This window comes from Streptomyces melanogenes (assembly GCF_014649795.1).
GTDB lineage: Bacteria > Actinomycetota > Actinomycetes > Streptomycetales > Streptomycetaceae > Streptomyces > Streptomyces noboritoensis.
The window spans coordinates 117,668-143,134 of sequence record NZ_BMTS01000010.1; the positions used below are offsets into that span (position 1 = coordinate 117,668).

Below are 25,467 nucleotides of genomic sequence, written 5' to 3' on the forward strand. Positions count from 1 at the left end.
AGCCTATAGCCTCGGAAAAGGTACCAATCGAGCGGATGGGGAGCCGCCGAGACGGGAGAGAGCCATCGTGAATTCCACTCTGACACGCCGCTGCGCCCGGATGGCCGCGGCGGGTGCCCTGTCCATAGCCCTGCTCGCCGGTGGGTCCGCCGCCGTCGCGTCGGCCGCGAGCCCCACCCCCAAACCGTCGCCGAGCGGCAGCAAGTACGCGTCGGCGGCGCCGGGTTCGCTGACCATCAAGGCCAGCGTCACCGAGGCGAAGGTGGGCGACAAGGTCACCTTCACCGGCCGGTCCAAGGGCCTGGCCATCGGCAGCAAGGTCGTGCTTCAGCACAAGAAGGGGAGCAAGTGGACGACCCTGCACGCCGACACCACCATCAAGCAGGGCAGCAGCTACTCCCTGGACTACAAGGTGAACACCAAGGGCAAGGAGGAGCTGCGGGTGATGGACGGCAAGACCGTCTCCCCGACGGTGACCGTCAACGTGAAGTGACGCCACCCTGAGGTGACGCCACCGCGAAGTGGCGTCACCGCACCGCGAAGGGCTAGTCGATCTGCAGCTCGCCCATCGCGCTCCACCCCGTCGCACCCTCGATCGTCGTGCTCACGATGTCGGGGGTGCGGCGCAGGAGCGGGCGCATCGTCTCCATGGCGGCCCGGAAGTGGTCGGAGTTCACGTGCGCCTCGCCGGTGCCGTCCTGGAAGGCCTCGACCAGCACATAGGTGTCCGGGTCCTCCAGGCTGCGGGACCACTCGTACCAGAGGTTGCCCGGCTCGGCCCGGGTCGCGGCGGTGAAGTCCGCGACGTGCTGGGGCCACTCCTCGACGTATTCGGGCTTCACGGGGAACTTGACGACGATAAAGATCATTGCGTCATTCTATGCACGCTTTTAATCACTCGGCGGCCTGACCGGGCCGAGGGTAGGGTGGCCGCGCCCAGAACCGATCCGGCCATGAAAACCGCAGGTGAGACTCATTACCACCCCTCCCCCCGCCACCGTCGTCGCCCGCCTCCGCGCGGCCGGATGCGTCTTCGCCGAGGACGAGGCCGAGTTGCTGGTCGCCACCGCCCGCACCCCGGCCGAGCTGGACGCCATGGTGGAGCGGCGCGCCGAGGGCCTGCCGCTCGAACACGTCCTGGGCTGGGCCGAGTTCGCGGGTGTACGGGTCGCGGTGGACCCGGGTGTGTTCGTGCCCCGGCGCCGTACGGAGTTCCTGGTGGAGCAGGCCGTTCCGCTCGCCTCGGCGGGCGCGGTCGTGGTGGACCTGTGCTGCGGCTCGGGCGCGCTAGGCGCGGCGCTGGTGGCGGGGCTCGGCGGGGCGGAGCTGCACGCGGCCGACATCGACCCGGCCGCCGTGGAGTGCGCCCGGCGCAATGTCGCCGCCGCCGGGGGCGTGGCCTACCAGGGCGATCTGTTCGCCGCGCTGCCCGCCGGGCTGCGGGGCCGTGTCGACGTCCTGCTCGCCAATGTGCCGTACGTACCCAGCGAGGAGATCGCACTGCTCCCCTCGGAGGCGCGCGTCCACGAGGCTCGGGTGGCGCTCGACGGCGGCGCCGACGGGCTCGACGTGCTGCGCCGGGTGACCGCCGAGGCGGCCCACTGGCTGGCGCCCGGCGGCCATCTGCTCTTCGAGACGAGCGAGCACCAAGTGCCTCTGGCCCTCGCCGCCGTCACCGGGGGCGGCCTCGTTCCGCGGGTGGCGACCTGCGAGGAGCGGTACGCCACGGTCGTCGTCGCCACCCTGCCGATCCCGGCCGGGTAGTCACGCCATCCAGAAGAAGACGGCCGTCATCCGGCTGTCCTCAAGGGTGCTGCCCCAGTAGCCGGTGGCGGTGTGGATCATATTGGCGTTGTAGAGGAGCAGCCGGTTGTAGCGGTGCGGGACGCGGACGTCCTCGGTGAAGGAGTCCGCCGGCACGAACCGGGTGCCGAGCGCCTCGACGAGGTTGGTGTGCGGGGCCGCGACCAGATTGCCGCCGAGCACACCGCCGGGCAGGCTCTGCCGGTAGAAGCTGGTGCCGCAGTCCTTGGGCACGCCCGGGTTGAGGTAGAGCACGGCCGCGTACCGGCACAGCGCGCGCGAGTCGGTGTGCGGGCGCGGCTCGCTCTCGTCCCTGCCGACGACCTGGACGCAGTTGTGGTTGAGCGTGGCGCCGCCGGGCGCCTTCTGCAGCCACAGCTCGCGCGCCCCGGTCGCCTTCTTGACCAGCCGCTCCACCCGGGCGAGTTCGGCGGGCTCCAGGCCCGGCATGGTGCGCAGCCCCGGCCAGGTCTCGGTGGTGCGCGGGTATCCCTCGACCCAGTCGTCCTTGGCGAGGCAGCGCGCGCGGACCTCGTCGACGTTGGGCAGGACGTCGTCGAGGACCCAGTAGTCCCGGCCGCGGGTGGGTTTGCGGTACGGCAGGACCGGGAGCGAGGAGGGGTTGGGGGCCATGCGGCCGAACCTACGTCCGTAACCCTGTGTCGCCGTCCGTGAGTTGGTCAACCTTGTTTCAAGGTGCGGTGAAGCCCCACTCCATGACGAAGGGCGCATTGCGGGGACATCCTGGCGGGAGGTCCCCGCAATGGCAAAGGCGGGTCCATTTTCGTCCCAGGAGAGGGCTGCCGCGCAGGTCAGCCCTTGCGGCCGACGCCACCGAACATGGCCACCTCGGCCGGCTCGCCGCCCGTCGCGTCCTCGGGCCGCCAGCGCGAGCAGGACACCACGCCGGGCTCCAGGACCTCCAGGCCGTCGAAGAAGCGGGCGGTCTGCTCGGGGGTGCGCTGGGTGAGCTTGGGGGTGCCGTGCTCGTTCCAGAACGCCACCGCCTGGTCGACGTCCGGCATCTCGGGGTGGGTCACCGTGTGCGACAGGACCAGGTAGCTGCCCGGGGCCAGCCTGTCCATCAGCTCGCGCACCAGGCCGTACGCCTGGGCGTCGTCCTCGATGAAGATGACCACGCCGAGCAGCATCAGCGCGACCGGCTGGGTCAAGTCCAGCGTCTTCGAGGCGTGTTCCAGGATCGAGTCCACGTCGCGCAGGTCCGCGTCGAGGTAGTCGGTCCGCCCCTCGGGCGTGCTGGTCAGCAGCGCGCGGGCGTGGGCGAGCACCAGCGGGTCGTTGTCGACGTACACGATGCGGGACTCGGGCGCGATGCGCTGCGCCACCTCGTGGGTGTTGTCGGCGGTGGGCAGGCCGGTGCCGATGTCGAGGAACTGCCGGATGCCCCGGTCGGCCACCAGGTGGCGCACGGCGCGGCCGAGGAAGAGGCGGTCCGCGCGCGCGTAGTCGCCGATGCCGGGGTGGAGCTGGCGGATCTGGTCGCCGACCGCGCGGTCGACCTCGTAGTTGTCCTTGCCGCCGAGCCAGTAGTTCCAGATCCGGGCCGTGTGCGGCTGCGAGGTGTTGATTCTGCTCCGAACGTGCTCGGGAGCGTCGAGGTGGGCCGGGTTCTCGGTCACGGGCTTCGTCTCCTGGGGCCTGGTGGAACTGTCAATGATCAGCCTAGATGGCCAAGTTGACCCGCGTCCCGGAACCCCGTCGCCCGGTGCCCCGGGCGGGCGGGTGTCCGGATGACGTCATCGGCGCGCCTGACGCGTTCGGGGGCGAAGTCACCCCCAGTCTCATACGATCATGGCTGAACGGTTCCGCTCCTCAGCCACCCCCGTATCGATGGAGGTCAACCGTGACCAGGACGGCTCACCGTATCCGCAATCTGACCACCGCCGCAGCCGCTGCGGCAGGGCTGCTGCTCGTCGCCACCGGCTGCTCGTCGGGCGGTGACGGCGCCGGGGAGGCCGCCGGCGGGGTGCCGGTGGTCAAGAAGGGCAAGCTCACCACCTGCACCCACCTGCCGTATCCGCCGTTCCAGTCGGAGCAGAACGGCAAGGTCGTGGGCTTCGACGTGTCCCTGATCGATCTCGTCGCCAAGAACCTCAAGGTCGAACAGAAAATCCTCGACACTCCGTTCGAGAACTTCAAGACCGGCGCCTTCCTCAACTCCGGCGAGTGCGACCTCGCCGCCGCCGGCATGACCATCACCGACGAGCGCAAGAAGAACGTCGACTTCTCCGTCCCCTACTTCGACGCCACCCAGGCGCTCCTCGCCACCAAGAAGAGCGGGGTCACCTCGCTGGCCGACCTCAAGGCCAAGGGCAAGAAGCTCGGCGCCCAGGCCGAGACCACCGGCGAGAGCTACGCCACGGGCAAGGGCTTCAACCCGGTCGCCTTCGAGAGCTCCGACGCGGTGATCAACGGTCTGCGCACCGGCCAGGTCGACGCCGTGGTGATCGACTACCCGGTGGTCCAGGGCTGGCTCAAGGACAAGGCCAACGCCGACCAGTTCGCCCTGGTGGAGAACATCTCGACCGGCGAGCAGTACGGCTTCTCGGTCAAGAAGGGCAACACCAAGCTGCTCGCCGCCATCGACAAGGCCATCACCGACGCCAAGGCGGACGGCACGTACAAGAAGATCTACGAACAGTGGATCGGACCACTGCCCAAGGCACAGTCGTGACCTCGCGCCTGACGAGGCGTCAACGAAGGCGCGTCTCGCAGGGCATCCAGTACGCGGTCTTCGTCGGGGTGCTCGTCACCATCGGGGTCCTCGCCGACTGGGACCGGCTGCAGAACCAGTTCGCGCAGACCGACCTGATCGGCAAGCTCTTCCCGGACATCATCACCATCGCCCTGCGCAACACCGTGGTGTACACGCTCTCCGGCTTCGCCTTCGGCCTGGTGCTCGGTCTGGTGGTCGCGCTGATGCGGCTCTCGTCCGTGGCGCCCTACCGCTGGGTGGCGGGCATCTACATCGAGCTGTTCCGGGGGCTGCCCGCCCTGCTGATCTTCATCTTCGTGGGCGTGGCGGTGCCGCTGGCCTTCCCCGGCACGGAGATCCCCGGCGGTACGTACGGAAAGGTCGCCCTCGGGCTCGGTCTGGTCGCCGCGGCCTACATGGCCGAGACGATCAGGGCGGGCATCCAGGCCGTGCCCAAGGGCCAGATGGAGGCGGCCCGCTCGCTGGGGTTCTCGCACGCCCGGGCCATGGTGTCGGTGATCATCCCGCAGGCGTTCCGGATCGTCATCCCGCCGCTGACCAACGAACTGGTGCTGCTCTTCAAGGACTCCTCGCTCGTGCTGTTCCTCGGGGTCACCCTGGAGGAGCGGGAGCTGACCAAGTACGGCAGGGACCTGGCCAGCCAGAGCGCCAACTCCACCCCGATCCTGGTCGCCGGGCTCTGCTACCTGATGGTGACCGTGCCCCTGAGCTTCGTGGTGCGCCGCCTCGAAGCCCGCGCCGACCGGGCGAGGTGAGGAAGCGATGCCACAGAACGAGATCGAGATCCGCGGCCTGCGCAAGTCCTTCGGGGACAACGAGGTGCTGCGCGGCATCGACCTGGAGGTCGCCCGCGGCGAGGTGGTGTGCGTCATCGGCCCCTCGGGGTCGGGCAAGTCGACGCTGCTGCGCTGTGTGAACCTGCTGGAGGAGCCGAGCGCGGGCCAGGTGTTCGTCGGCGGCACCGAGGTCACCGACCTGGACGTCGACATCGACGCGGTGCGCCGCCGCATCGGCATGGTCTTCCAGCAGTTCAACCTGTTCCCGCACATCACGGTCACCGAGAACCTGGTCCTGCCGCAGCGCCGGGTGCTGCGCCGGGACAAGGCGAAGGCGGCGGCCGTGGCCCGGGAGAACCTGGACCGGGTCGGGCTCGCCGAGAAGGCCGACGCGTATCCGGCGCAGCTCTCCGGCGGGCAGCAGCAGCGCGTCGCCATCGCCCGGGCGCTCGCCATGGGTCCCGAGGTGATGCTCTTCGACGAGCCGACCTCGGCGCTCGACCCCGAACTCGTCGGGGACGTCCTCGCGGTGATGCGGGTGCTCGCGGGCGAGGGCATGACGATGATGGTGGTCACCCACGAGATGAGCTTCGCCCGGGAGGTCGCGGACCGGGTGGTGTTCATGGACGGCGGCGTCATCGTCGAGCAGGGCCCGGCGGCGCAGGTCGTGGGCGCCCCACGGGAGGAGCGGACCAGGAACTTCCTCAACCGCATCCTGGACCCGGCGGCGGAGGCCCGCCCGACCTCTCACCTGCCGCCCGAGGACGACGGCTGACGCACGGACGCGGGCAGGGCCCGCCCCCGGCATCACCGGGGGCGGGCCCTGCCCTGTCGGGTGCTCGCGGCGGTCAGGACCCCGCGGCCCTCATCTTGTGCGTGAACACCCAGGTGGCGATGGAGTCGCCGAGCGCGTACCCGTCGCTCGCGTCCCACGGGTAGTGCACGCCGAGCCAGATCCTGCTGTCCGCGTCCTCGTGCGCGGCCTGGCTGAAGCTGGTGAACGCGCGCGTCCTCACCGGTGAATGCGGATCGTCGGTGGACGCCGTGAAGCTCACGTTGTCGCTCTTGAAGTACTGCCGCATGATCCCCGCCCACGCGGCGCCGAACGCGGAGTGGCCCGAGGCCCACGCGGGGAAGCAGGGCGTGGTGCCCGACAGCGGCTTCCAGGCGGGGTCGAGACCGCCTTCGCGGATCGCCGACACCGGCCGCCAGAGGTCGATGGGCGTGCGGTATTTGACGTCCCACTCCCCGATCGCCGCGTCCGCCATCGCGACGGAGACGAGCGCGAACAGCCGGGCGTTCTGGTACGGCGTCAGCCCCCGGTCCTTCGCCACGCGCGCGGTGATGTCGAGCAGCTGACCCGGCGGCTTGTAGGTGCCGTTGGCGTCATTGGCCCAGAACCAGGCGGCCGCGGTCTGGTCCGTCGTCCGCGTGGTGGAGCCCGCGGCGCCCAGCGAGCGCACCTTGGCGACCTGGTCGGCGTAGGCCGGGCTGGCGAGCAGGTTCTCGTACGACGCGTAGGTACCCGGGGTCGACGGGCGGAACTGGGAGCCGGAGTCCAGCGCCCACGGCTTCACCAGGCCCCAGTTGGGACCGGCCGCCTGGCTGCCCTGCGAGCAGGCGGGGTCCGGCAGGTCCGGGTAGCTGGTCGGCAGCCAGGCGCCGGGCTTGGCGTCGGGGGTGTAGACGGCCCTGTCGTCGGAGCCGTCGGCGGTCCGGTTGTCCTGCGTGTTCTTGACGATGGTGCCGACCACCGTGAGGTCGAGGAGGTCGAAGCCCGTGGGGTCGGTGCCGAACCGCTCCTTGAACTTGTTGTCCAGGTACGTCGTCTGGTCCGGGAACAGCTTGAGCAGGATGTTGTAGGCGGTCCGCCCGATCACCCGCTCCTCCTCGCCCGGCCCCTCGACCCCCCAGCCCGCCGAGTAGTTGATCGCCTTCAGGTACGGGTCGGAGGTCATGGTGTGCCAGCGGAGCTGGTAGGAGCTCTCGGCGTCGTAGATCGCCGTGTTCATCATGGCGGCCGCCCGGGACAGCGGGCCCGGGGCCCCGCCGGCCGTGCGGATCGCGCCGTTCAGGACGTTGTTCCAGTACTGCACGGGATCGCCGCTGTAGTTGGGCGCGGCGGCGGCCGGCTGCGGGGCCAGGGTGAGCGCGCCGAGGGCGGTGGCGGCCACGGCGGCCATTGAGACCGCCCGGGCGCGCAGGTTCGCCGCGCGTCTTCTCCTCGTACGGATCCACAACATCGGGCACGGGTCCTCTCCGTCGGTGGTGCGGTGCGGGATGTGCCGGTGGCGCTCTGCTTCCGCCCCGAAACCTAGGTCCGCGCGCTCGCGCGCACATCCAGCCGGTGGCGGAGACCGCCGTCATCCCGGCGCCGCAGTTCCGGTGGGGGGGTAAACCCTGGCGGTAGCCGCCCGGCATCGCGCGCAAAGGGCACGATCAGGTGCCGATCGGTAGAATTCACCCCATGGGAGAGCGGTCTGCCGCACCGACAGCGCCCGAGCTCGTCCTGGAGACCGATACCGGCTCCACGGTGATGAGTCCGAGCCGGGACTACCACGTAGGGCGCGACCCCCTCAGCGAGATCGTCATCGACGACGCCCGCGTCTCCTGGCACCACGCCGTGCTGCGCGTGGCGGGCGACCACTGGACGGTCGAGGACGAGGGCAGCACCAACGGCACGTACGCCGACGGCCGCCGCGTCCACGAGTGGGGCGTGGGCCCCGGCAGCGTCATCCGGTTCGGCAGCCCCGCCGACGGCCCCCGCGCCGTCCTGGTGGACCGCGCCCCGCCGCCGGTCCGCGCACCGGAGCGGCTGTCCGCCGTGTCGATGCCGTCCGCGACCGGCGCCTTCCGGCAGCCCACCTCGGTGCGGCCGCTGCCCGCCCGTACCGTACGGATCGGCCGCGCCGCCGACAACGACCTGGTCGTCGACGATCTGGTCGTCTCGCGCCGGCACGCCGAACTGCGCGCCCTGCCCGACGGCGGCCACGAGATCGTCGACCTCGGCAGCCACAACGGCACCTTCCTCAACGGCCAGCCCGTCGCCCGCGCCCGGGTCTCCCCCGGCGACATCGTCGGCGTCGGCCACTCGGCGTTCTGCCTGGTCGGGGACGAGCTCCAGGAGTACGTCGACACCGGCGAGGTCTCGCTCGACGTCCAGGACCTCACCGTCGCCGTCGACCGGGGCCGCAAGACCCTCCTCCACCAGGTGTCGTTCCCGGTCGGCGAGAAGTGCCTGCTCGCCGTGGTGGGCCCGAGCGGCGCCGGGAAGTCCACCCTGCTCAACGCCCTGACCGGGCTGCGCCCCGCCGACCGGGGCACGGTCCTGTACGACGGCCGCGACCTCTACCGGGACTACGCGGAGCTGCGCCAGCGCATCGGGCTCGTCCCGCAGGACGACATCCTGCACGCCCAGCTCACCGTGCGCCGGGCGCTCGGCTACGCCGCCGAACTGCGCTTCCCGCAGGACACCGCCAAGTCCGAGCGCCGCGCCCGGGTCGACGAGGTGATCGGCGAGCTCGGCCTGGAGCAGCGCGCGGGCCAGCCCATCCACAGCCTCTCCGGCGGCCAGCGCAAACGCGTGAGCGTCGCCCTGGAGCTGCTGACCAAGCCGTCGCTGCTCTTCCTCGACGAGCCCACCTCCGGGCTCGACCCGGGCATGGACCGCTCGGTGATGCACATGCTGCGCGGCCTCGCGGACGACGGCCGCACCGTCATCGTGGTCACCCACAGCGTCCTCAGCCTCGACGTCTGCGACCGGATCCTCGTCCTGGCCCCCGGCGGCCACATCGCGTACTACGGACCGCCCCGCGACACCCTGGGCTTCTTCGGCTTCGGCGAGTGGCCGGAGGCCTTCGAGGCCTTCGAGCGGGACCGCGAGCGGGACTGGGCGGGCGAGTACGCCCGCTCGCCCTTCCACCAGCGGTACGTGGTCAGCTCCAGCGCCCAGCCGCACCTGCACCAGGGCGCCGCCGCCCGGGTGGTGGGCCGCCCGCCCAAGGCGCAGAGCTGGGGTGCCCAGCTGGGCACCCTGGTGCGCCGGTACGCGGCCGCGCTCGGCGCCGACCGGACCTTCCTCGCCATCATGATCGCGCTGCCCTTCGTGATGGGCGCCATGGCGCGGGCGCTGGCGGGCGGCAGGCTGACCCAGGAGACGGCGATGAACGCGCTGCTCATCCTGTGCGTCGGCGGTGTGCTCACGGGCGCGGCCAACGCCGTACGGGAGCTGGTCAAGGAGCGGGTGATCTACCAGCGCGAACGGGCCGTCGGCCTGTCCAGATCGGCGTATCTGATGTCCAAGGTGGTGGTCCTGGGCACGATCACCGTGCTCCAGGCCGTCGTCCTGACGCTGGTCGCGCTGCTCGGCGTGAACCTGGGCGCCCCGGGCGGCAAGGGCGTGGTGATGCCACCGCTGGTGGAGATCACGGTGGCGGTGGCGCTGCTCGCGTTCACGGCGATGATGCTCGGCCTGCTCGTCTCGGCGCTGGTGCGCAAGGAGGAGGTGACGATGCCACTCCTTGTGCTGCTCGCCATCGTCCAAGTGGTGTTCTGCGGCGCGCTGTTGAAGCTGCACGGCGTGCCGGGAATCGAGCAGCTGGCCTGGCTGGTCCCGTCCCGGTGGGCGCTCGGCGGGATGGCGGGCACGATCGGGCTCTCCAGGATCGTGCCGGGCGAGCTGACCGGCGACCCGCTGTTCAAGCACGAGACGGGCGTGTGGCTGCTCAACATGGGCATGCTGGTGGTCCTGTCGGTGCTCTTCGGCTACCTGGTGGCCCGGCTGCTGCGGCGGCACGAACCCGCCGTGATGCGGAAGTAGGCGGCCGCGATGAGCGCTCCCGTGGACTTCCGTCCCACCCATGTCGTCCCGCCCGGCGGACTCGCCGCCTGGGAGAGCCCGGACACCGGGCGCCCCACGGTGCCGCTGGACGCGCTGCTGCCGGTGCAGCTGATCGACCGGCGCGGCGACTGGGCCCGGATCCTGTGCGCCAACGCCTGGTCGGCGTGGGTCGACGGCCGCCTTCTGGTGACCGTCCCGCAGGGGCCGCCAGTGCCGGGCGCGCCGCTTGCCCGTACCGCCGACCCGCGCCCGCTCCTCGCCCGGGTCCAGGACATGCTGAGCCGCTACCGCAGCGCGGCGGAGGACCTGGCCGCGGGCCGCCTCGACGGCGAGGCGTTCCGCCAGCGCACCCAGGGGCTGCGGGCCGGAATGGTCGTCGACGGCGAGGCGGTGTGGCTGTACGACGCGGAGCACGAGCGGTGGGTGTACTGCGACGGGACGCGGCTGAGCACGTTCGCCGCGTCCGGGCCGCCGTCCGGGGCGCGGGCGAGCGCGGTGCCGCCCGGCGCGGCCCCGTCCGACGAGACCCGGGTGGTCGGCCCGAACGGTGACGGGTCCGGTGACGGCTGATGGCCCCGGAGAGCGACCTGTACGCCGGCCGCCCCTCCGACCTGGTCGGGCGGCGGATCGCCGGGTACCGCATCGAGAGCGAGATCGGGCGCGGCGGGATGGCCGTGGTGTACCGGGCCCGCGACCTGCGCCTGGAACGGACGGTCGCGCTGAAGCTGCTCGCCCCGGAACTCGCCCGCAACGACACGTTCCGCCAGCGCTTCACGCACGAGTCGCGGGTGGCCGCCGCGATCGACCACCCGCACATCGTGCCGGTCTTCGAGGCCGGGGAGACCGACGGCGTCCTGTACATCGCCATGCGGTACGTCGCCGGGCGCGATCTGCGGGCGCTGCTCGACCAGGAGGGTCCGCTGCCGGTCGCCACGGCGGCCAGGATCGCGGCCCAGGTGGCGTCCGCGCTGGACGCCGCCCACGAGCACGACCTCGTCCACCGGGACGTGAAACCGGGCAACATCCTGGTGGCGCAGGGCACCGACAGCGACCATCCCGAGCACGTCTACCTCACCGACTTCGGGCTGACGAAGAAGTCGCTGTCGCTGACCGGGTTCACCACGGTCGGCCAGTTCGTCGGCACGCTCGACTACGTGGCGCCGGAACAGATCTCCGGCCGCCCGGTGGACGGCCGCTGCGACGTCTACAGCCTCGCGTGCGTGGTCTACGAGACGATGGCGGGCGCCCCGCCGTTCCAGCGCGACGACGACATGGCGCTGCTGTGGGCCCACCAGTACGACCAGCCGCCGGCACTGACCGAGAAGCGCCCCGACATCGCCGCCGGGGTCGACGGTGTGATGGCGAAGGCGCTGGCCAAGCTCCCGGACGACCGGTACGACTCGTGCCTGGCGTTCGTGGCCGCACTGCGCCAGGCGGCGAAGGGCGTGGGGCCGGGAGGGCATCCCCCGACGCGGGTGGACCTGCGGGTGGCGGGCACCCCGGAACCGCCCGCACCGCCGCCCGAGCCGCCGGAGTGGGCGCGGCCGGTGTTTCCGGGGGTGCGGTGAGGGTCTCCGGGCTGCGGTGAGGGCACGTGGGCGCGGTCAGCCGGACGCCCGGTCTCCCTCCGGCGCCACCTCCCCGCGCCGCCGCACCCGCCGGGCGAGCAGGCTGCCGAGGAAGCCCGCGACCAGCCCCCACAGCACGGCGAAGCCAAGCCCCGTCCACAGACGCGGCTTGAGCGACACCTGGCCGGAGAGGCCGCCGCCGAGGTCTCCGATGCCGAGCAGCGACAGGCCGTAGTGCGCGAAGATCCGGGCGAGCAGGGACACGGCCAGCACGGTGAGGGCGAGCGCCAGGGCCATGTGCAGGGCGTGCTGCCACGCCCGTACGCGAGCGGGTGACCGGGCCGCCATCAGGAACGCGGCGGCCAGGACCAGCACCGCGGCCACCACGAGCAGCCACCACACCCGCCCGTCGTAGTCCGCGAGGGTGCTCAGATTGAGCGTGGCGAGGTCGGGCGTACGCAGCACCTGGTCCAGTACGTGCGGCATGGGCAGCCCGAACGGCCCGTCCACCCGGCCCTCCCAGGAGGCGCCGAGCCCGAGCGTGAAGGCCAGCCAGACGAGGTTCGGCAGGCCGAGCAGGATCACCGCGAAGGTCTCGGCCGTATGTCCCTTGACCACCGCGACCGCGAGTCCCACCACGATGCCGAGCGCCACGTACGCCAGCAGCAGCACGACCATCGCGAAGGCGGCCGGGCGTACCGACTCCTGGAAGCGCAGCAGCCGGGCGGGCAGCGGGGCCTTGCGGGAGACCACCAGGGCGAGGAAGAGCAGCCCCGCGAGCCAGAGCAGCCCGAAGAGCAGGGTGAGCGGCACATCGGTCTCGAACCCGACCTTGGGCGAGGCGCCCAGCAGATCCCCGATGTCGCCGATGGCCCCGTTGCCGAGCCCGACGGTGAAACGTTTGCGGGCGAGGAACGACAGGCCGAGGAGCGCGAGCAGCCACAGCACGGCCACCCGGGCGGCCCAGAGCGCCAGTTCGCGGGCGCTCGCCACGGCCCGGTGCCGCAGCGGCCGCAGGAATCCGGCGGCGACCAGCAGCGCGCCGACGAGCGTGACGGAGAGCGGGAGCACGGTCAGATCGGCTTTGGTGTCGCCGAGGAAACCGGCGTCGCCCTTGATGTCGACGGAGCCGCCGACCGCCATGACGACGACGGCCGCGACGACCTGCGGGAAGGCGTTGTCGGGCAGGTCCGCCGCACCGGCCGCGAGCAGCCCGAGCGCGGCGACGACGGCCATGGCGATCAGCCCCGTCAGCACCGCCACGAGGGCCTCGGCCCAGCCGTGGCGCGCGCGTCGCGTCCCCGTGGACTCGTCGGGCGGTTTGTCCGGACTCACGTCGCTCACGCTGTCACGCTAAGCAGCACCGGGGCGGACCGCCCGTCATGGGGGGCCGACCGCGTCAGCTTGCGGGCCCGCCGGGACCGGAGCACACAATGGGCAGGTCGAGGACGCACCCGGACTCGTCGCGTACGAAGCACGGAGCATGCAGCACGGAGCTCGTCGCGTACGAAGCAGCAGGACGAGCCGGACCGCCCGCCCGTGTGCCGCCGCTGCCGCCTCCGTGCCGTGGCGGGCCCACGGTGGCGCGGGTCCTCGGCCGAGTGCCCCGCACCCCCGCGGGACCCCAACGCCGGGAAGAAGAGCTCGTGAGCGTCGAACCTCCCCCGTCCGGCGGCCGCCCCACCGGCCCCCCGTCCGGCCCCCTCTCGGGCCCCTCCCAGCCCGGCCCGCCGACGGGTCCGCCGAGCGGCGGCGACCGGGGCGGTACGGGCCGGGGCGACGGGAGTGAGGGCGGCGGGGGCGGCGGGGGTGGCCACGACGAGACGATCGCGGTCGGTACGGGTGGGGGCGGTGGGGTGTCGGGCCCGGGAGGTACGGGCGGAGGCGGCTCGGGTGGCTCGGCTGGCGGAGGCGGACCCTCCGGCTCCGGCGAAGGTCCCCAGGGCCCGGGCGACGGCGGCACCCCCGGCAAGGACGACGGCCCCGACCGCCCCTGGTGGCGCTCGGCCCCCCGTATCGCTCTCACCACCGGCGCGATCGTCGCCGCCGTGGCCCTGATCATCGTCTTCACCCGCCCCGACGGCTCGTCCGGCAAGAAGGGCGCGGGCAGCGAGGTGTTCCTCCAGGCGGCGGGCAAGGACGGCCCGGAGCCGTTCACCGCGTCGAGCGCGCGCTACAGCTCCCCGCCCCCGTCCCCGCCGTCCCTGCCCAGCGCGTCGGCACCGGCCTCGGCCAATGTGACGCGCGGCGTGGACGGTTCGGCCCCCGGCCTCTACGGCGGTACGCGCAACAAGGCGAGCTGCGACGTGGAGAAGCAGATCGACGCGCTGACGGCGGACCCGGCCAAGAACAAGGCGTTCGCGTCCGCCGAGGGCATCGCCCCCGACGCCGTGCCCACGTATCTGCGCTCCCTCACTCCCGTACAGCTGCGCATCGACACCAGGGTCACCAACCACGGCTACCGAAACGGTTCGGCGGCCCCCTACCAGGCGGTTCTGCAGGCCGGTACGGCCGTGCTCGTGGACGACCGGGGTGTGCCGAGGGTGCGCTGCGCCTGCGGCAACCCGCTGCTGCCGGCGGTCGCCCAGAAGGGCACGCCCAAGCCGACCGGGGACGCGTGGCCCGCGTACCGGCCGTCGAACGTGGCCGTCGTCGCCCCCGCCACCCGTGCGGTCGACAAGTTCGTCGTGTTCGACCCGGACCACGACGAGTGGTTCTCGCGCCCCAAGGGCGACACGGGCGAGGGCGACAAGAAGACGACACCGCCGGGGACTTCGACGCCGTACAGCTCGTCGCCCACGACCGGCGAGACCGCGCGGTCCGAGTCCCCGACGATGGCGCCGCAGCCGGAGACGTCGACCCCGTACGCACCGGTGACGAGCACCGCGCCGTCGGCGCCGGGCGGTTACTGAGGAGTCCCGGTCTACTCCCGATTGATTCGAACGACGGATCACGGCCGCCCAATTCAGCCGCTACAACGTTTCACCTCGACAATCGAACTTTTTCTCGACGACTCGGCCGTGACCCCGCGCTGATCAGCAGCGTTGTGCATACGTCAGGTCCCGCACCCGCTGCCCGAGGAGTCGCCGTGAATGCCTGTACTCAGGCCTTAGACGTTCACCTGATGTTCGATCAAACGGAGTCCGATCGGTCGGAACTCGGTCCGGCCGAGCACGATCGCACGGAATGGGACCGTACGAACACCGGGAGGCGGGCGTGAGCAGCGACGCGACGCCGTCGGCGGCCCCGGTGCCGCCGCCCCCACCCGCCGAGATCACGTTCGCGGGGCGCTACGGGAAGAACCCGCTCGGCGGGGCCTCGTTCCGGCAGATGTGCGGGCGGCTGCCGTCCGTGCTGGGGCAGACCTGCCGGATGGCGTGGCGCATCGACCGGGGCTCCGTCCTCCTGCTGCTGGTCTGCCAGCTCGTGATCGGGCTCGCGGCGGCCGTGCTGCTCGGCGCCACCTCCCGGGCCATGGCGCCGATCCTGGGCGAGGGCCGGGCGGCGGACCGGATCGACGCGGCGTTACCGGCGCTGGTGGTCATCGCCGTCGCGGTCGGCGTCGCGCGCGTGACGTCCGCGCTCGCGTCGTACGCGGAGGGCAGGATCACCCCGCTGCTGACGACGGCGGCCGACGCCGACATGGTCGAGGCGGTGTGCCGCGTGGAGGCGGCCGCGTACGGCGAGGAGGGCTTCGCGGACCGCCAGGAGGCGGCCGAAATGGGCGTGATGCGCACCAACTTGATGGTGCGCGACGCCCAGCAGTTCATGGCGGCGGTGATCCGCATGGCCGCCGCGGCGGGCGTCCTCACGGTGCTGCATCCGTTGATGCTCGCCCTGCTCGTGCTCGCCGTGCTGCCCGCGGGCGCGGGCGCGGTGATGGCGGCGCGGGTGGACTACGAGACGCACTACGCCAATGTGGGCGACCGCAATGTGCGCGGGATGATGCGCTGGTGGGCGACGACGCCCAAGCTCGCGGACGAGGTCCGGGCGAACGGCATGACCGGCTATCTGATGTTCTGGTACCGCTCCCTGTCCGAGCGCATCGACCGCCGCACCCTCGCGATGGCCCCCCGGCTGCTGCGGATCGCCCTCACCACCTCGGCGCTCGGCGGCGCCTTCCTCCTCGCCACCTGGGCCACCCTGGCCTGGCTGGCCGTCACCGGCCGGGTGGAGCTGGGGGTGGCGGCGACGGCGGTGGTCGCCGTGCAGAGCTCCCTGAGCGCGCTGTCGCAGGTCGTGGTCTACGGGGCGGCGATGTTCCACACCAGCCTGTACCTGGCGGACATGCGCACCTTCCTCGACTTCGCCGCCGAACGCGCCCCGAAACGGGGTGCGTTGACCGCCCCCGAGCAACCGGAGGAGATCCGCCTCGACGAGGTCGTCTACCAGTACCCCAACAAGGAGGCGCCCGCCGTGAACGGGGTCTCGCTCACCCTGCGCCGGGGCGAGGTCGTCGCGGTGGTCGGCGAGAACGGCTCGGGAAAGTCCACCCTCACCCGTCTGATCACCGGCCTCTACCTTCCCGACAAGGGCCGGGTGGCCTGGGACGGCGTCGACGTGGCGGCCGCCGACCCGGAGACGGTGTGGCGCCGCACCGGCCTGGTCCCGCAGTTCTTCGGCCAATGGCCGCTGGCCGTACGGGAGAACGTCACCCTGGGCCAGCCCCGCACGCACCACGACACACCGGTCTGGGACGCGGTGGACGCGGTGGGGATGCGCACGGCGGTCGAGGAACTCCCCCACGGCCTGGACACCTTGCTGGCCCGCGAGCTGTGGGGCGGCAGCGAACTCTCCGGCGGCCAGTGGCAGCGCATCGCCTGCTCCCGCGCGCTCTACCGCCGCCCACCGGTCCTGATCCTGGACGAACCGACCTCGGAGATGGACGCACGCGGCGAACACCGCATGTTCACGGTCCTCAAGAACATGGCCCACGACCGCATCACGATCGTGGTCACCCACCGCATCGAGAACACCCGCATGGCGGACCGCATCGTGGTGATGGAACAGGGCCGCATCACGGAACAGGGCACGTACGAGGACCTGCTGCACTCGGGGGGTCTGTTCAGCGAATTGCATGCGCTTTCGCAGGACCGGTAGACGGGAGATCAAAGGGTCCGCGTCCGAACGATTACACACCATCGTGCACCACCACGGACAGAGGCGTCATTGGTCGAGTTGCTGGCCCCCGCGATGCGTGTAACGGTGAGTACAGGTATCCGAATGCCCGGATCGGAGGATTCCGATGCGCCTCGGACCGCTGACCGGCCTGGTGGCCGTTGTTCTGATCGCCGTCGCTTTCTGCGTGGGCGGCGATACGCCGGACGTCGGGGATTCCGGGCTGCAGATCAAGCTGTTCTTCCAGGAGCACGACACACAGCAGGCGGTCTCCGTGTACCTGCTGGTCCTGGCGGGGGTCTTCCTGGTCTTCTTCGCCGGTAGCCTGCGGCACCACCTCGCCGTGCTCGACCGGCACGGCTGGCTGCCCCAAATCGCCTTCGCGGGAGGGATATTGTCGGCCGGGGGCTTCTGGGTCGCGTCGGGTGTGACACTCGCGCTGATCGACGCCAGCGACGAACAGAGAGTCGGCGGTCCGGCCCTCCAGGCCATGAATGCCATCAGCAACGACCTCTTCATTCCCTTCGTCGGCGGAATCGGCGTCATGATGCTCGCCGCCGGCCTGTGCACGGCATACACAGGAACCCCCTTGCCGCGCTGGCTGGGCTGGGCCGGAATCGTCCTCGGTGTGCTGGTATTCATCCCCTGGGTCGGCTTCTTCGCCTTCCTGGTGTCGGGGCTGTGGATCATCGCCGCCAGCGTGCTGCTCGCCCGACGGCCGAATGCCCCGGACACCGCGAGCGCCACGAACGTGTCGACGTCCTGATCCTCTCTCCCCTCCACAACGGCCCCAGAACTAGCACCGATAGCCCCCTCATGGTGCCCCCACGCACACCCACCCCCCGAACTATGGCGTCCCACCATATACGCCCCTGACCTGCGCCTTCCTACGGTGTGGCGACACCCAACCGTCCCCCGTCGCACACCAGGAAGTGGTGCAGATGTCCTCCCCCGCGACCGCTCCCCCACCCCCCACCAGCCTCCCCCGCATCGTCGCCGCCAGCCTCATCGGGACGACCATCGAGTGGTACGACTTCTTTCTCTACGGGGCGGCCGCCGCGCTCGTCTTCAACAAGCTGTTCTTTCCCGGTTCCGACCCGCTCGTCGGCACGTTGCTGTCGTTTCTGACGTATGCCGTCGGGTTCGCGGCGCGGCCGCTCGGGGCGTTGGTCTTCGGGCACTTCGGGGACCGGGTCGGGCGCAAGAAGCTGCTCGTGCTGAGTCTGCTCATGATGGGCGGGGCGACCTTCTCGATCGGGCTGCTGCCGACGCACGCCACGGTCGGCTCCGCCGCGCCCGTGCTGCTCACCGCCCTGCGGCTGGTGCAGGGGTTCGCGCTCGGCGGGGAGTGGGGCGGGGCCGTCCTGCTGGTGTCGGAGCACGGGGACGCGCGGCGGCGCGGGTTCTGGGCGTCGTGGCCGCAGACCGGGGCGCCCGCCGGGCAGTTGCTCGCCACCGGTGTCCTCTCGGCGCTCACCGCGCTTCTCTCGGACGACGCCTTCCTCTCCTGGGGCTGGCGCGTGCCGTTCCTCCTGTCCGGGGTGCTGGTGCTCGTCGGGCTCTGGATACGGCTGTCGGTCGATGAATCCCCCCTGTTCAAGGCCGCGTTGGAGCGTGCGGAGGCACGTAAGGCCGCCGAGCCCGACCGGGTCGCGGAGAAGCTGCCGCTCGTCGCCGTCCTGCGCGACCACTGGCGCGACGTGCTGGTCGCGATGGGCGCCCGGATGGCGGAGAACATCAGCTACTACGTGATCACCGCGTTCATCCTCGTGTACGCGACGACCTCCGCCGGGATGGCCAAGCAGACCGCGCTCAACGCCGTACTGATCGCCTCCGCCGTGCACTTCGCCGTGATCCCCGCCTGGGGCGCGCTCTCCGACCGGGTCGGGCGGCGGCCCGTCTATCTGATCGGTGCGGTGGGTGTCGGCGCCTGGATGTTCCCCTTCTTCTCGCTGATCGACACGGCCGACTTCGGGAACCTCGTCCTCGCCGTCACCGTCGGGCTGGTCTTCCACGGGGCGATGTACGCACCCCAGGCCGCCTTCTTCACCGAGATGTTCGCGACCCGGATGCGCTACTCGGGAGCGTCGATCGGCGCCCAGTTCGCCTCGGTCGCCGCCGGCGCGCCCGCACCGCTCATCGCCACCGCCCTCCTGAAGGACTACGACAGCTCCACCCCCATCGCCCTCTATGTGATCGCGGCCGCGCTCCTCACGGTGATCGCGCTGATCTGCGCCCAGGAGACCCGCCACCGCGACCTGGCGGAGGTCGACGCCGACAGCCGCTCCCAGGACTCCGTCAGCGTCTGACCGCCGCCGACATCAGATGGAGCCGCAGCGCAAGCTGGATCTCCAGCGCTCGGGCCGGGCACTGCCAGTCCGGCCCGAGCAGCCTGCCTATCCGCTCCAGCCGCTGGGCCACCGTGTTCACATGGACGTGCAGGTCGTCCTTGGTGCGCGCCGGGCTCATCCCGCTCGCGAAGTACGCGTCGAGGGTGCGCACCAGGTCGGTGCCGCGCCTTTCGTCGTACGCCACGACCGCGCCGAGCGTCCGGTCGACGAAGCCCTCGATGTCCCGGGTGTCGGCCAGGAGCAGCCCGAGGAAGCCGAGGTCCTGGGCGGCCGCGCCCTCGCCGGGGCGGCCGAGCAGCCGCAGCGCCTCCAGGCAGCGGCGCGCCTCCGCGTACGCCTCGGCTATCGCGCCGGGCCGGGCCGCCGGGGCTTCGACAGGGGCCGACGCGCCCACCGTGACCCGCTCGTGCAGGGCGCCGCCGAGCTGCTTGGCCAGCTGCCGGGCGACCTCGGCCGGGGTGTCGGCCGGGCCCAGCGGCAGCAGCAGCACGGTCCCGCCGTCACGGGTCGCGGCCAGGCCGTGCCGGGTCGCCGCCAGGTGCGCGGCGGCCGAGCCCATCCGCTGCCGGTCGGCGGTCTGTCGCTCGGCCGTGCCGTCCTCGGGGCTCTCGGTGCGGGCGGCGAGGACCACGTGCGGCGCGTCCAGGTCGGCCCGCAGCCGGGCGGCCCGGTCGCGCAGCAGCCGGGGGTCGCGGCCCGGCGCGTCCAGCAGGTCGTCCAGGAGCTCGCCGCGCACCCGCTGTTCGGCCTCTCCCGCCGAGCGCCGGGCGAGCAGCAGCAGCGAGGTGACCATCGCGGCCCGCTCCAGGGTGCGCCGGTCCACCGGGTCGAGCGCCGGGTGGCCGCGCAGCACCAACGCGCCCAGCACCTCGTCGCCCGCCGCCACCGTGGCCACCCAGTCCCGTCCGGCACGGACCGCGTGGCCGTCCGTGCCGGTCAGCTCCAAGGCGGCGAAGGCCGCCGAGTCGGCGTCGGCGAACTCGACCGTGCCGTCCAGGACTTCGGAGACCGCGCTCGCCACGTCGTGCACCCCGCCGCCGCGCAGCACCAGTTCGCTGAGCCGGTCGTGAACCTCGGAGGCGCGCTCCAGGACCGCGCTGTGGTCCCGGATGATCTCGGTGGCCCGCTCCAGCTCGGCCAGCGCCGACCTGGTCTCGGCGAGCAGGTTGGCGGTGTCGATGGCGACGGCGGCGTGCGCGGCGAAGGAGCCGAGCAGGGCGATCTCCTCGCGCGCGAAGACCCTGCTGTGCCGGTCGGCGGCGAACAGCACGCCGATCACACTGCTGCCGAGCATCAGCGGTACGCCGAGGATCGCGACCAGGCCCTCGTCGCGCACCCCGGTGTCGATGGTCCGGGTGTGCTGGAAGCGCTCGTCGTCGAAGTAGCTCGACGTCACGTACGGCCTGGCGGTCTGGGCGACCAGGCCGCCTAGGCCCTCGCCCATGCCGAGCCGCAGCTGCTGGAAGCGCGCCGCCACCGACCCTTCGGTGACGCGCATGTAAGTGTCGCCCGCCACCGGGTCGTTGAGGCTGAGGTAGGCGACCTCGGTGCCGAGGAGGGAACGCGCGCGCTGCACGATCGCCCGCAGCACCGCGTCCAGATCGCGCAGCCCCGCGAGGTCGTGGGCGGTCTCGAAGAGCGCGGACAGCTCGGCCTCCCTGCGCCGTCTGCCCTCCAGGTCGGCGCGGACCCGCAGGGCGAGCTGCCGGGCGGACTCCAGGGCGGCCAGCGCCTCGGGTCCGGCGCCGTCGGCACGGGCGAGCAGCGCGGGCCGGTCGTACGCCTCGGCCGCCGCGCCGCGCGCCAGAAGCTCCAGGTAGGGGGCCTCCGCGAACTCGGTGGACTGCGGGTGATCGTGGGACATGTTCACAGGGATACCTGCCGTACGGGCGGCCGCGCCAGCCCTGTGGACAACTGTTGGCAGGCGCCGGTCAAGGAGCGGAGGTGCGGTCGTGGTGCGTCAGTGCGCGGTCCAGCCGCCGTCCAGCGCGAGCGAGATGCCGGTGATGAAGGAGGCTTGCGGGGCGCAGAGGTAGGCGACGGCCTCGGCGACCTCGTCCGGCTCGACCAGCCGTTTGAGGGCCGAGTCCTTGAGGAGCACCTCGGTCAGGACGCGCTCCTCGGGGATGCCGTGGGCGGCCGCCTGGTCGGCGATCTGCCGCTCGACGAGCGGGGTGCGGACATAGCCGGGGCTGACGCAGTTCGAGGTGACGCCGTGCGGGGCACTTTCCAGGGCGGCGGTCTTGGAGAGCCCTTCGAGGCCGTGCTTGGCCGCGACGTAGGCCGACTTGTAGGCGGAGGCCCGCAGCCCGTGCACCGAGGAGATGTTGACGATGCGGCCCCAGCCCTGCCCGTACATGTGCGGCAGCGACCCTCTGATCAGCCGGAACGGCGCTTCCAGCATCACCGTGAGGACGGTGTGGAACACCTCGGGCGGGAACTGCTCGATGGGGCGCACGAGTTGCAGCCCGGCGTTGTTCACCAGGACGTCGGTGCCGGTGGCGGCCTGCTCGGCGGCTTCGAGGTCGGTCAGGTCCAGGACCAGCGGCTCTACGGATCCGGCGAGGCCCGCGCCCTGTCCGGCCAGGGCGTCGAGGCCTTCGGCGTCCCGGTCGACGGCCCGCACCTTGGCGCCGGCGGCCGCCAGGCGCAGGGCGCAGGCCCGGCCGATGCCGCCGGCGGCCCCGGTGACCAGGGCGGTGCGGCCGCCCAGGTCGAGTTCGACGGACGGGGGGACGGGACCAGGTGTGGTGGGCGTGGTCATGTTCTCGACCCTAGGCAGTGCGGTGGCCCACCACCCATGTGGTCCGGGCCCACACTTCAGTGCTCGGTCATAGGCGCGAACCACGTCGGTTCATCGGTCATCGCCTGTTTGATCCGGAAGAGCGCGAACTCGTCCAGGGCCGGCAGCGCGTCGACGGGGAACCAGCCGACCTCCAGGGACTCGTCGTCGTTGACGCGCGCCTCGCCGCCCACGGCCCGGCACTTGAGGCAGATGTCCATGAACTGGCAGCGGTCGCCGTTGGGGTAGGTGACCGGGCGCAGCGCGTCCACCAGGACGACCCGCTCCACGACGCACCGCACGGCGGTCTCCTCGTACACCTCGCGCACGGCGGTCTCGGCGGGCTGCTCGCCGGGTTCCGGGATCCCGCCGATGATCGACCACTCGCCGGAGTCCACGCGCCGGCCGAGCAGCACCCGGCCCTCGTCGTCGAACACGACCACGCTCACTCCCGGCAGGAACAGCAGCTGGTGGCCGGCCGAGGCCCGGATCTCGCGGATGAAGTCAGGTGTCGCCATACCTTCGACCCTACGAGACCTCGGCCCTTGCGGGACTCGCGGTGTCGGTCTCCGGCTCGCGACGCGCGCGTACGGCACGGCTCACCGCCCAGCCCAGGCCCGCGGCCGCGAGCGCCACCAGGGTCCACTCGGGCGCGGTGCCGAGCCGGGTCGCCGGGGTCTCGGAGGAGCGCAGCGGCACCTTGGCGACGAGCGAGTCGGGCGTGAACATCCTGGTCTTCTGGACGACTTCCCCGTCGGGCATGATCACCGCGCTGACCCCGCTGGTGACCGGGACGGTGACGGTCCGGCTGTGCTCGACCGCGCGCACGCGCGACATGGCGAGCTGCTGGTAGGTCATCTCGCTGCGGTCGAAGGTCGCGTTGTTGCTCGGTACGGAGAGGATCTGCGCGCCGTGGGTGACGGTGTCGCGCACCGCCCAGTCGAACGCCGCCTCGTAGCAGGTGGCGATGCCGACCTTGGTGCCCGCCATGTCGAACACGCCGGGCTCGGTGCCTCGGCTGAAGTCCTGGCGGACCATGGAGACGTAGCCGGGGCTGAACTGCTTGATGAAGCCGCGCAGCGGGATGTACTCGCCGAAGGGCTGGATCTGCCGCTTGTCGTAGGTGGCTCCGGGGCCCGTCTTCGGGTCCCACAGCACCTGTTCGTTGAAGAGCTGTCCGTCGGGGCGCTCGACAACCGCGCCCACCGAGATGGGCGCGCCGATCGCCTTGGCGGCCCGGTCGATGTCGGTGTACGCCTGGGCGTCGGTGTACGGGTCGACGTCCGAGGAGTTCTCCGGCCAGAGCACGAAGTCGGGCTTGGCGGCCTTGCCCGCCTTGACCCGGTCGGCGAGCCGCAGGGTCTCCTTCACGTGGTAGTCGAGCACCGCGCGGCGCTGCTCGTTGAAGTCCAGGCCCAGGCGCGGCACATTGCCCTGGATGACGGCGACGGTGGCGGTGCCGTTCTCGGCCGCGTCGCTGACCAGCGGGGTCGCGGCGAAGGCGGCGGCGACCGGGGCGAGCAGGGTGGCCAGGGCGGCCGCCGCGGCCCCCTTGCGTACGACTCCGGTGGCGCGCAGGCGCAGCGCCTGGCGCACGCACTCGTACAGCCCGAAGCCGCAGAGCACGACGGCGAAGCCGAGGACGGGCGTGCCGCCCAGGGCGGCGAGCGGCAGGAACACCCCGTCCGCCTGGCCGAAGGCGAGCTTGCCCCAGGGGAAGCCGCCGAACGGCACACGCGCGCGTGCCGCCTCGGAGGCGATCCACATGGCCGCGCCCCACACCGGCCATCCGGGCAGCCGCGAGACCACCGCGATCCCGGCGCCGGCGGCGGCGACCCCGATCGCCTCGATGGCCGCCAGGGCCAGCCACGGGCCGGGGCCTACCTCCACGCCCGTCCAGACGAGCAGCGGCAGCAGGAAGCCGAGCCCGAAGAGGTAGCCGAGGCCGAATCCGGCCTTCCAGGCCCGGCCGCGCAGACACCAGCCGAACAGCGCGAACGCGGGCACCGCCAGCCACCACAGGGGCCGGGGCGGGAAGCTCAGGTACAGGAGCACACCGGACAGCGCGGCCGTCGCGGGCCGTACGAGCCGGTGCAGCAGCCGACGGCCGCGCGAGGCGGTGGCGGGCTGCGGTTCGAGCTGCTCTGGCTCGGCTGTGGGGGTGGTGGTCGTGCTCACCCGGCGGAGTCTACGGCCGCGCGCTGTGCCTGCGTCAGACCGGTTCGTACAGTAACCGTCCATATGCGCACGATCACCGTCGATGTGCGGGCGATTGCTACGTCCGCACGCGTACGGACATCGGAGCGCACCCCTGCCGGAACGTTTCCGCACGATCTGTACCCAGATCGTGCCCGGCGCCACTACGGTGTGCGAAGTCCGTCAGACGGCCGGGGGGCGGGGATGAGCGCATCGACAGGCCGGTCCGCCGCACCCGAGCGCCGGGCCGGGCCCGATCTCGTCGGCGTCCTGGTGCTGGGCGCCTGCGCGGGCTGGTCACTGGTCGCGGCGGCGGGACGGGAGGCCCGGCCCGAGGGCGTGCTCCTCGCGGTGCTCGCGGTGGCCGCCGGGTACGCGCTGGGCCGGATCAGCGGCAGTCTGGTGCCGGTGGCGGCCGCGACCTGCGCCGCGACGGCGGGCCTGCTCCTGGCGTACGCCTCCAGGGACGGCGTCCCCGGCGCCACCGTGGACCCGCTCCCGGGCCACATCGGCGTCTCGGCCGCGCTTCCCGCACTCGCCGCGGGCGCGGCCTGCTGCGGCGCCTGGGCGGCCCGTACGGCGGTCGTCCGCCTCGCGCTGCGGCTGCTCGCCGTGGGGTGCGCGGGCACGGCCCTCGCGCTCGGGTCGGCGGCGGGCTGCGCGGCGGCGCTCGGCGTCCTGCTGTGCTCTCTGGCGGCGGCCCGGATGCGGCACCGGACCGTGGGCCTCGCGGGGCTCGCGGCGGTCGCCGCGCTGGTCGCGGTGGGGTCGGTCGCCGTGGCCGAGGACGTACTGCCCGACGGGCTCACCGTCTCTCTGGAGGGCCAGCTCACTCCGGAGCGCGTGCTGCTGTGGCGGGACGCGGTGCAGCTGGCCGAGGACCATCCCGTACGGGGAACCGGGCCCGACCGGTTCGGCGGCCTCAGCCCGGTGGCGCGGCAGTCCCCGGTCGCCGCCGGCAAGCCGCACTCCGCCCTGCTCCAGCAGGCGGCGGAGCAGGGCGTGGTGGGAGCCACGCTGCTCGGGGCCACCTACGGCTGGATCCTGTACGCGCTGTGGCGCTCGCCCCGGTCCGCACCCGTCGTCCTCACGGCGGGGGCCGCGCTCACCGCGCTGGCCGCCTTCGCCTGCGTCGGCAACGCACTGAGCTTCACCCCGGTGACGATGGGCGCGGGCCTGCTGGCGGGCCTGGCCACGGCACGGCCGCCGGGGGACGGGCAGCAAGGGGCGGAGCCGGGTGTGGGCGTCGTGCACGCGCGTGGGTGAAGCAGTCTGAGGAGAAGGCCTACGCGCGCG

22 protein-coding genes are annotated in these 25,467 nt (G+C 72.2%); 13 read left to right on the forward strand and 9 right to left on the reverse strand.

Annotated features, from left to right (window positions below; genetic code table 11):
* Window positions 1–67: 67 nt before the first annotated feature.
* Window positions 68–493 (forward strand): hypothetical protein, encoded by a 426-nt coding sequence (locus IE252_RS22270; protein ID WP_229848720.1) that lies wholly within the window; start codon window positions 68–70, stop codon window positions 491–493.
* Between the two features lie 52 nt (window positions 494–545).
* On the opposite strand, the gene IE252_RS22275 is transcribed toward IE252_RS22270, so the two are convergent.
* Window positions 546–869 (reverse strand): putative quinol monooxygenase, encoded by a 324-nt coding sequence (locus IE252_RS22275; protein ID WP_190091208.1) that lies wholly within the window; start codon window positions 867–869, stop codon window positions 546–548.
* 97 nt (window positions 870–966) lie between these two features.
* Here IE252_RS22275 and IE252_RS22280 point away from each other — a divergent pair, with 97 nt between their 5' ends.
* Complete coding sequence (locus tag IE252_RS22280) at window positions 967–1,764, forward strand: putative protein N(5)-glutamine methyltransferase (protein ID WP_190091209.1); 798 nt, start codon at window positions 967–969, stop codon at window positions 1,762–1,764.
* Here the strand turns inward: IE252_RS22280 and IE252_RS22285 are convergent, their stop codons facing one another.
* Together IE252_RS22285 and IE252_RS22290 are read right to left on the reverse strand one after the other, a co-directional pair.
* Window positions 1,765–2,436 carry a DUF6445 family protein gene (locus IE252_RS22285; RefSeq protein WP_190091210.1) on the reverse strand — a complete coding sequence of 224 codons (672 nt, stop codon included), beginning with the start codon at window positions 2,434–2,436 and terminating at the stop codon, window positions 1,765–1,767.
* A gap of 179 nt (window positions 2,437–2,615) precedes the next feature.
* Complete coding sequence (locus IE252_RS22290; protein ID WP_190091211.1) at window positions 2,616–3,443, reverse strand: SAM-dependent methyltransferase; 828 nt, start codon at window positions 3,441–3,443, stop codon at window positions 2,616–2,618.
* Between the two features lie 224 nt (window positions 3,444–3,667).
* Between IE252_RS22290 and IE252_RS22295 the strand changes: the two genes are divergently transcribed.
* Genes IE252_RS22295 through IE252_RS22305 form a run of 3 tightly spaced genes read left to right on the forward strand, consistent with a single transcriptional unit; the run spans window position 3,668 to window position 6,091 of the window.
* Window positions 3,668–4,498: a transporter substrate-binding domain-containing protein gene (locus IE252_RS22295; RefSeq protein ID WP_190091212.1), complete on the forward strand. Its 831-nt coding sequence runs from the start codon at window positions 3,668–3,670 to the stop codon at window positions 4,496–4,498.
* Window positions 4,495–5,295, forward strand: a complete 801-nt coding sequence (locus IE252_RS22300; protein ID WP_229848722.1) for an amino acid ABC transporter permease — start codon at window positions 4,495–4,497, stop codon at window positions 5,293–5,295. Before IE252_RS22295 ends, IE252_RS22300 begins: the two co-directional genes overlap by 4 nt.
* A 7-nt stretch (window positions 5,296–5,302) precedes the next feature.
* Window positions 5,303–6,091, forward strand: coding sequence for an amino acid ABC transporter ATP-binding protein (locus tag IE252_RS22305; RefSeq protein WP_190091214.1), 789 nt, complete (start codon window positions 5,303–5,305; stop codon window positions 6,089–6,091).
* 73 nt (window positions 6,092–6,164) lie between these two features.
* Here the strand turns inward: IE252_RS22305 and IE252_RS22310 are convergent, their stop codons facing one another.
* The gene (locus IE252_RS22310; protein WP_229848724.1) at window positions 6,165–7,499 is read right to left on the reverse strand and encodes a vanadium-dependent haloperoxidase; all 1,335 of its coding nucleotides are present in this window, start codon (window positions 7,497–7,499) and stop codon (window positions 6,165–6,167) included.
* A 284-nt stretch (window positions 7,500–7,783) separates the two neighbouring features.
* Between IE252_RS22310 and IE252_RS22315 the strand changes: the two genes are divergently transcribed.
* Genes IE252_RS22315 through IE252_RS22325 form a run of 3 tightly spaced genes read left to right on the forward strand, consistent with a single transcriptional unit; the run spans window position 7,784 to window position 11,724 of the window.
* A complete protein-coding gene (locus IE252_RS22315; RefSeq protein WP_190091216.1) occupies window positions 7,784–10,135 on the forward strand; it encodes an ABC transporter ATP-binding protein/permease in 2,352 nt (783 codons plus the stop codon).
* 9 nt (window positions 10,136–10,144) lie between these two features.
* Window positions 10,145–10,726, forward strand: coding sequence for a hypothetical protein (locus IE252_RS22320; protein ID WP_190091217.1), 582 nt, complete (start codon window positions 10,145–10,147; stop codon window positions 10,724–10,726).
* Window positions 10,726–11,724: a serine/threonine-protein kinase gene (locus IE252_RS22325; RefSeq protein WP_190091218.1), complete on the forward strand. Its 999-nt coding sequence runs from the start codon at window positions 10,726–10,728 to the stop codon at window positions 11,722–11,724. Before IE252_RS22320 ends, IE252_RS22325 begins: the two co-directional genes overlap by 1 nt.
* 36 nt (window positions 11,725–11,760) lie before the next feature.
* Here IE252_RS22325 and IE252_RS22330 read toward each other — a convergent pair whose 3' ends face one another.
* Window positions 11,761–12,960 (reverse strand): streptophobe family protein, encoded by a 1,200-nt coding sequence (locus IE252_RS22330; RefSeq protein WP_229848748.1) that lies wholly within the window; start codon window positions 12,958–12,960, stop codon window positions 11,761–11,763.
* Window positions 12,961–13,370: 410 nt separating this feature from the next.
* Between IE252_RS22330 and IE252_RS22335 the strand changes: the two genes are divergently transcribed.
* From IE252_RS22335 to IE252_RS22350, 4 genes are all read left to right on the forward strand, one after another.
* Window positions 13,371–14,636: a DUF6777 domain-containing protein gene (locus IE252_RS22335; protein ID WP_190091438.1), complete on the forward strand. Its 1,266-nt coding sequence runs from the start codon at window positions 13,371–13,373 to the stop codon at window positions 14,634–14,636.
* A gap of 274 nt (window positions 14,637–14,910) precedes the next feature.
* Window positions 14,911–16,824 carry an ABC transporter ATP-binding protein gene (locus tag IE252_RS22340; protein WP_190091219.1) on the forward strand — a complete coding sequence of 638 codons (1,914 nt, stop codon included), beginning with the start codon at window positions 14,911–14,913 and terminating at the stop codon, window positions 16,822–16,824.
* 145 nt (window positions 16,825–16,969) lie between these two features.
* Entirely contained in the window at window positions 16,970–17,608 is a 639-nt protein-coding gene (locus IE252_RS22345; RefSeq protein WP_190091220.1) for a hypothetical protein, read from the forward strand.
* A 175-nt stretch (window positions 17,609–17,783) separates the two neighbouring features.
* The gene (locus tag IE252_RS22350) at window positions 17,784–19,151 is read left to right on the forward strand and encodes an MFS transporter (RefSeq protein ID WP_190091221.1); all 1,368 of its coding nucleotides are present in this window, start codon (window positions 17,784–17,786) and stop codon (window positions 19,149–19,151) included.
* Here the strand turns inward: IE252_RS22350 and IE252_RS22355 are convergent.
* From IE252_RS22355 to lnt, 4 genes are all read right to left on the reverse strand, one after another.
* Window positions 19,141–21,057 carry a helix-turn-helix domain-containing protein gene (locus IE252_RS22355; RefSeq protein ID WP_190091222.1) on the reverse strand — a complete coding sequence of 639 codons (1,917 nt, stop codon included), beginning with the start codon at window positions 21,055–21,057 and terminating at the stop codon, window positions 19,141–19,143. The two genes, IE252_RS22350 and IE252_RS22355, sit on opposite strands and share 11 nt — an antisense overlap.
* A 96-nt stretch (window positions 21,058–21,153) precedes the next feature.
* The gene (locus IE252_RS22360; RefSeq protein WP_190091223.1) at window positions 21,154–21,957 is read right to left on the reverse strand and encodes a 3-hydroxybutyrate dehydrogenase; all 804 of its coding nucleotides are present in this window, start codon (window positions 21,955–21,957) and stop codon (window positions 21,154–21,156) included.
* Window positions 21,958–22,013: 56 nt separating this feature from the next.
* Window positions 22,014–22,493, reverse strand: a complete 480-nt coding sequence (locus tag IE252_RS22365) for an NUDIX hydrolase (RefSeq protein WP_190091224.1) — start codon at window positions 22,491–22,493, stop codon at window positions 22,014–22,016.
* A 10-nt stretch (window positions 22,494–22,503) separates the two neighbouring features.
* Entirely contained in the window at window positions 22,504–24,153 is a 1,650-nt protein-coding gene (gene lnt, locus IE252_RS22370; protein ID WP_229848727.1) for an apolipoprotein N-acyltransferase, read from the reverse strand.
* Window positions 24,154–24,375: 222 nt separating this feature from the next.
* Between lnt and IE252_RS22375 the strand changes: the two genes are divergently transcribed.
* Complete coding sequence (locus tag IE252_RS22375; RefSeq protein ID WP_190091226.1) at window positions 24,376–25,437, forward strand: O-antigen ligase family protein; 1,062 nt, start codon at window positions 24,376–24,378, stop codon at window positions 25,435–25,437.
* Window positions 25,438–25,467: the final 30 nt, after the last annotated feature.

Excerpts from the sequence above, each read along its gene's own strand:
- IE252_RS22330 (WP_229848748.1), bottom strand. The coding sequence starts at position 12,960 with ATGGCCGTCGTCGCCGCGCTCGGGCTGCTCGCGGCCGGTGCGGCGGAC.
- IE252_RS22360 (WP_190091223.1), bottom strand. The coding sequence starts at position 21,957 with ATGACCACGCCCACCACACCTGGTCCCGTCCCCCCGTCCGTCGAACTC.
- IE252_RS22285 (WP_190091210.1), bottom strand. The coding sequence starts at position 2,436 with ATGGCCCCCAACCCCTCCTCGCTCCCGGTCCTGCCGTACCGCAAACCC.
- IE252_RS22315 (WP_190091216.1), top strand. The coding sequence starts at position 7,784 with ATGGGAGAGCGGTCTGCCGCACCGACAGCGCCCGAGCTCGTCCTGGAG.
- IE252_RS22350 (WP_190091221.1), top strand. The coding sequence starts at position 17,784 with ATGTCCTCCCCCGCGACCGCTCCCCCACCCCCCACCAGCCTCCCCCGC.
- IE252_RS22355 (WP_190091222.1), bottom strand. The coding sequence starts at position 21,057 with ATGTCCCACGATCACCCGCAGTCCACCGAGTTCGCGGAGGCCCCCTAC.
- IE252_RS22365 (WP_190091224.1), bottom strand. The coding sequence starts at position 22,493 with ATGGCGACACCTGACTTCATCCGCGAGATCCGGGCCTCGGCCGGCCAC.
- IE252_RS22275 (WP_190091208.1), bottom strand. The coding sequence starts at position 869 with ATGATCTTTATCGTCGTCAAGTTCCCCGTGAAGCCCGAATACGTCGAG.
- IE252_RS22310 (WP_229848724.1), bottom strand. The coding sequence starts at position 7,499 with ATGGCCGCCGTGGCCGCCACCGCCCTCGGCGCGCTCACCCTGGCCCCG.
- IE252_RS22375 (WP_190091226.1), top strand. The coding sequence starts at position 24,376 with ATGAGCGCATCGACAGGCCGGTCCGCCGCACCCGAGCGCCGGGCCGGG.
- IE252_RS22325 (WP_190091218.1), top strand. The coding sequence starts at position 10,726 with ATGGCCCCGGAGAGCGACCTGTACGCCGGCCGCCCCTCCGACCTGGTC.
- IE252_RS22305 (WP_190091214.1), top strand. The coding sequence starts at position 5,303 with ATGCCACAGAACGAGATCGAGATCCGCGGCCTGCGCAAGTCCTTCGGG.
- IE252_RS22340 (WP_190091219.1), top strand. The coding sequence starts at position 14,911 with ATGGGACCGTACGAACACCGGGAGGCGGGCGTGAGCAGCGACGCGACG.
- IE252_RS22345 (WP_190091220.1), top strand. The coding sequence starts at position 16,970 with ATGCGCCTCGGACCGCTGACCGGCCTGGTGGCCGTTGTTCTGATCGCC.
- IE252_RS22320 (WP_190091217.1), top strand. The coding sequence starts at position 10,145 with ATGAGCGCTCCCGTGGACTTCCGTCCCACCCATGTCGTCCCGCCCGGC.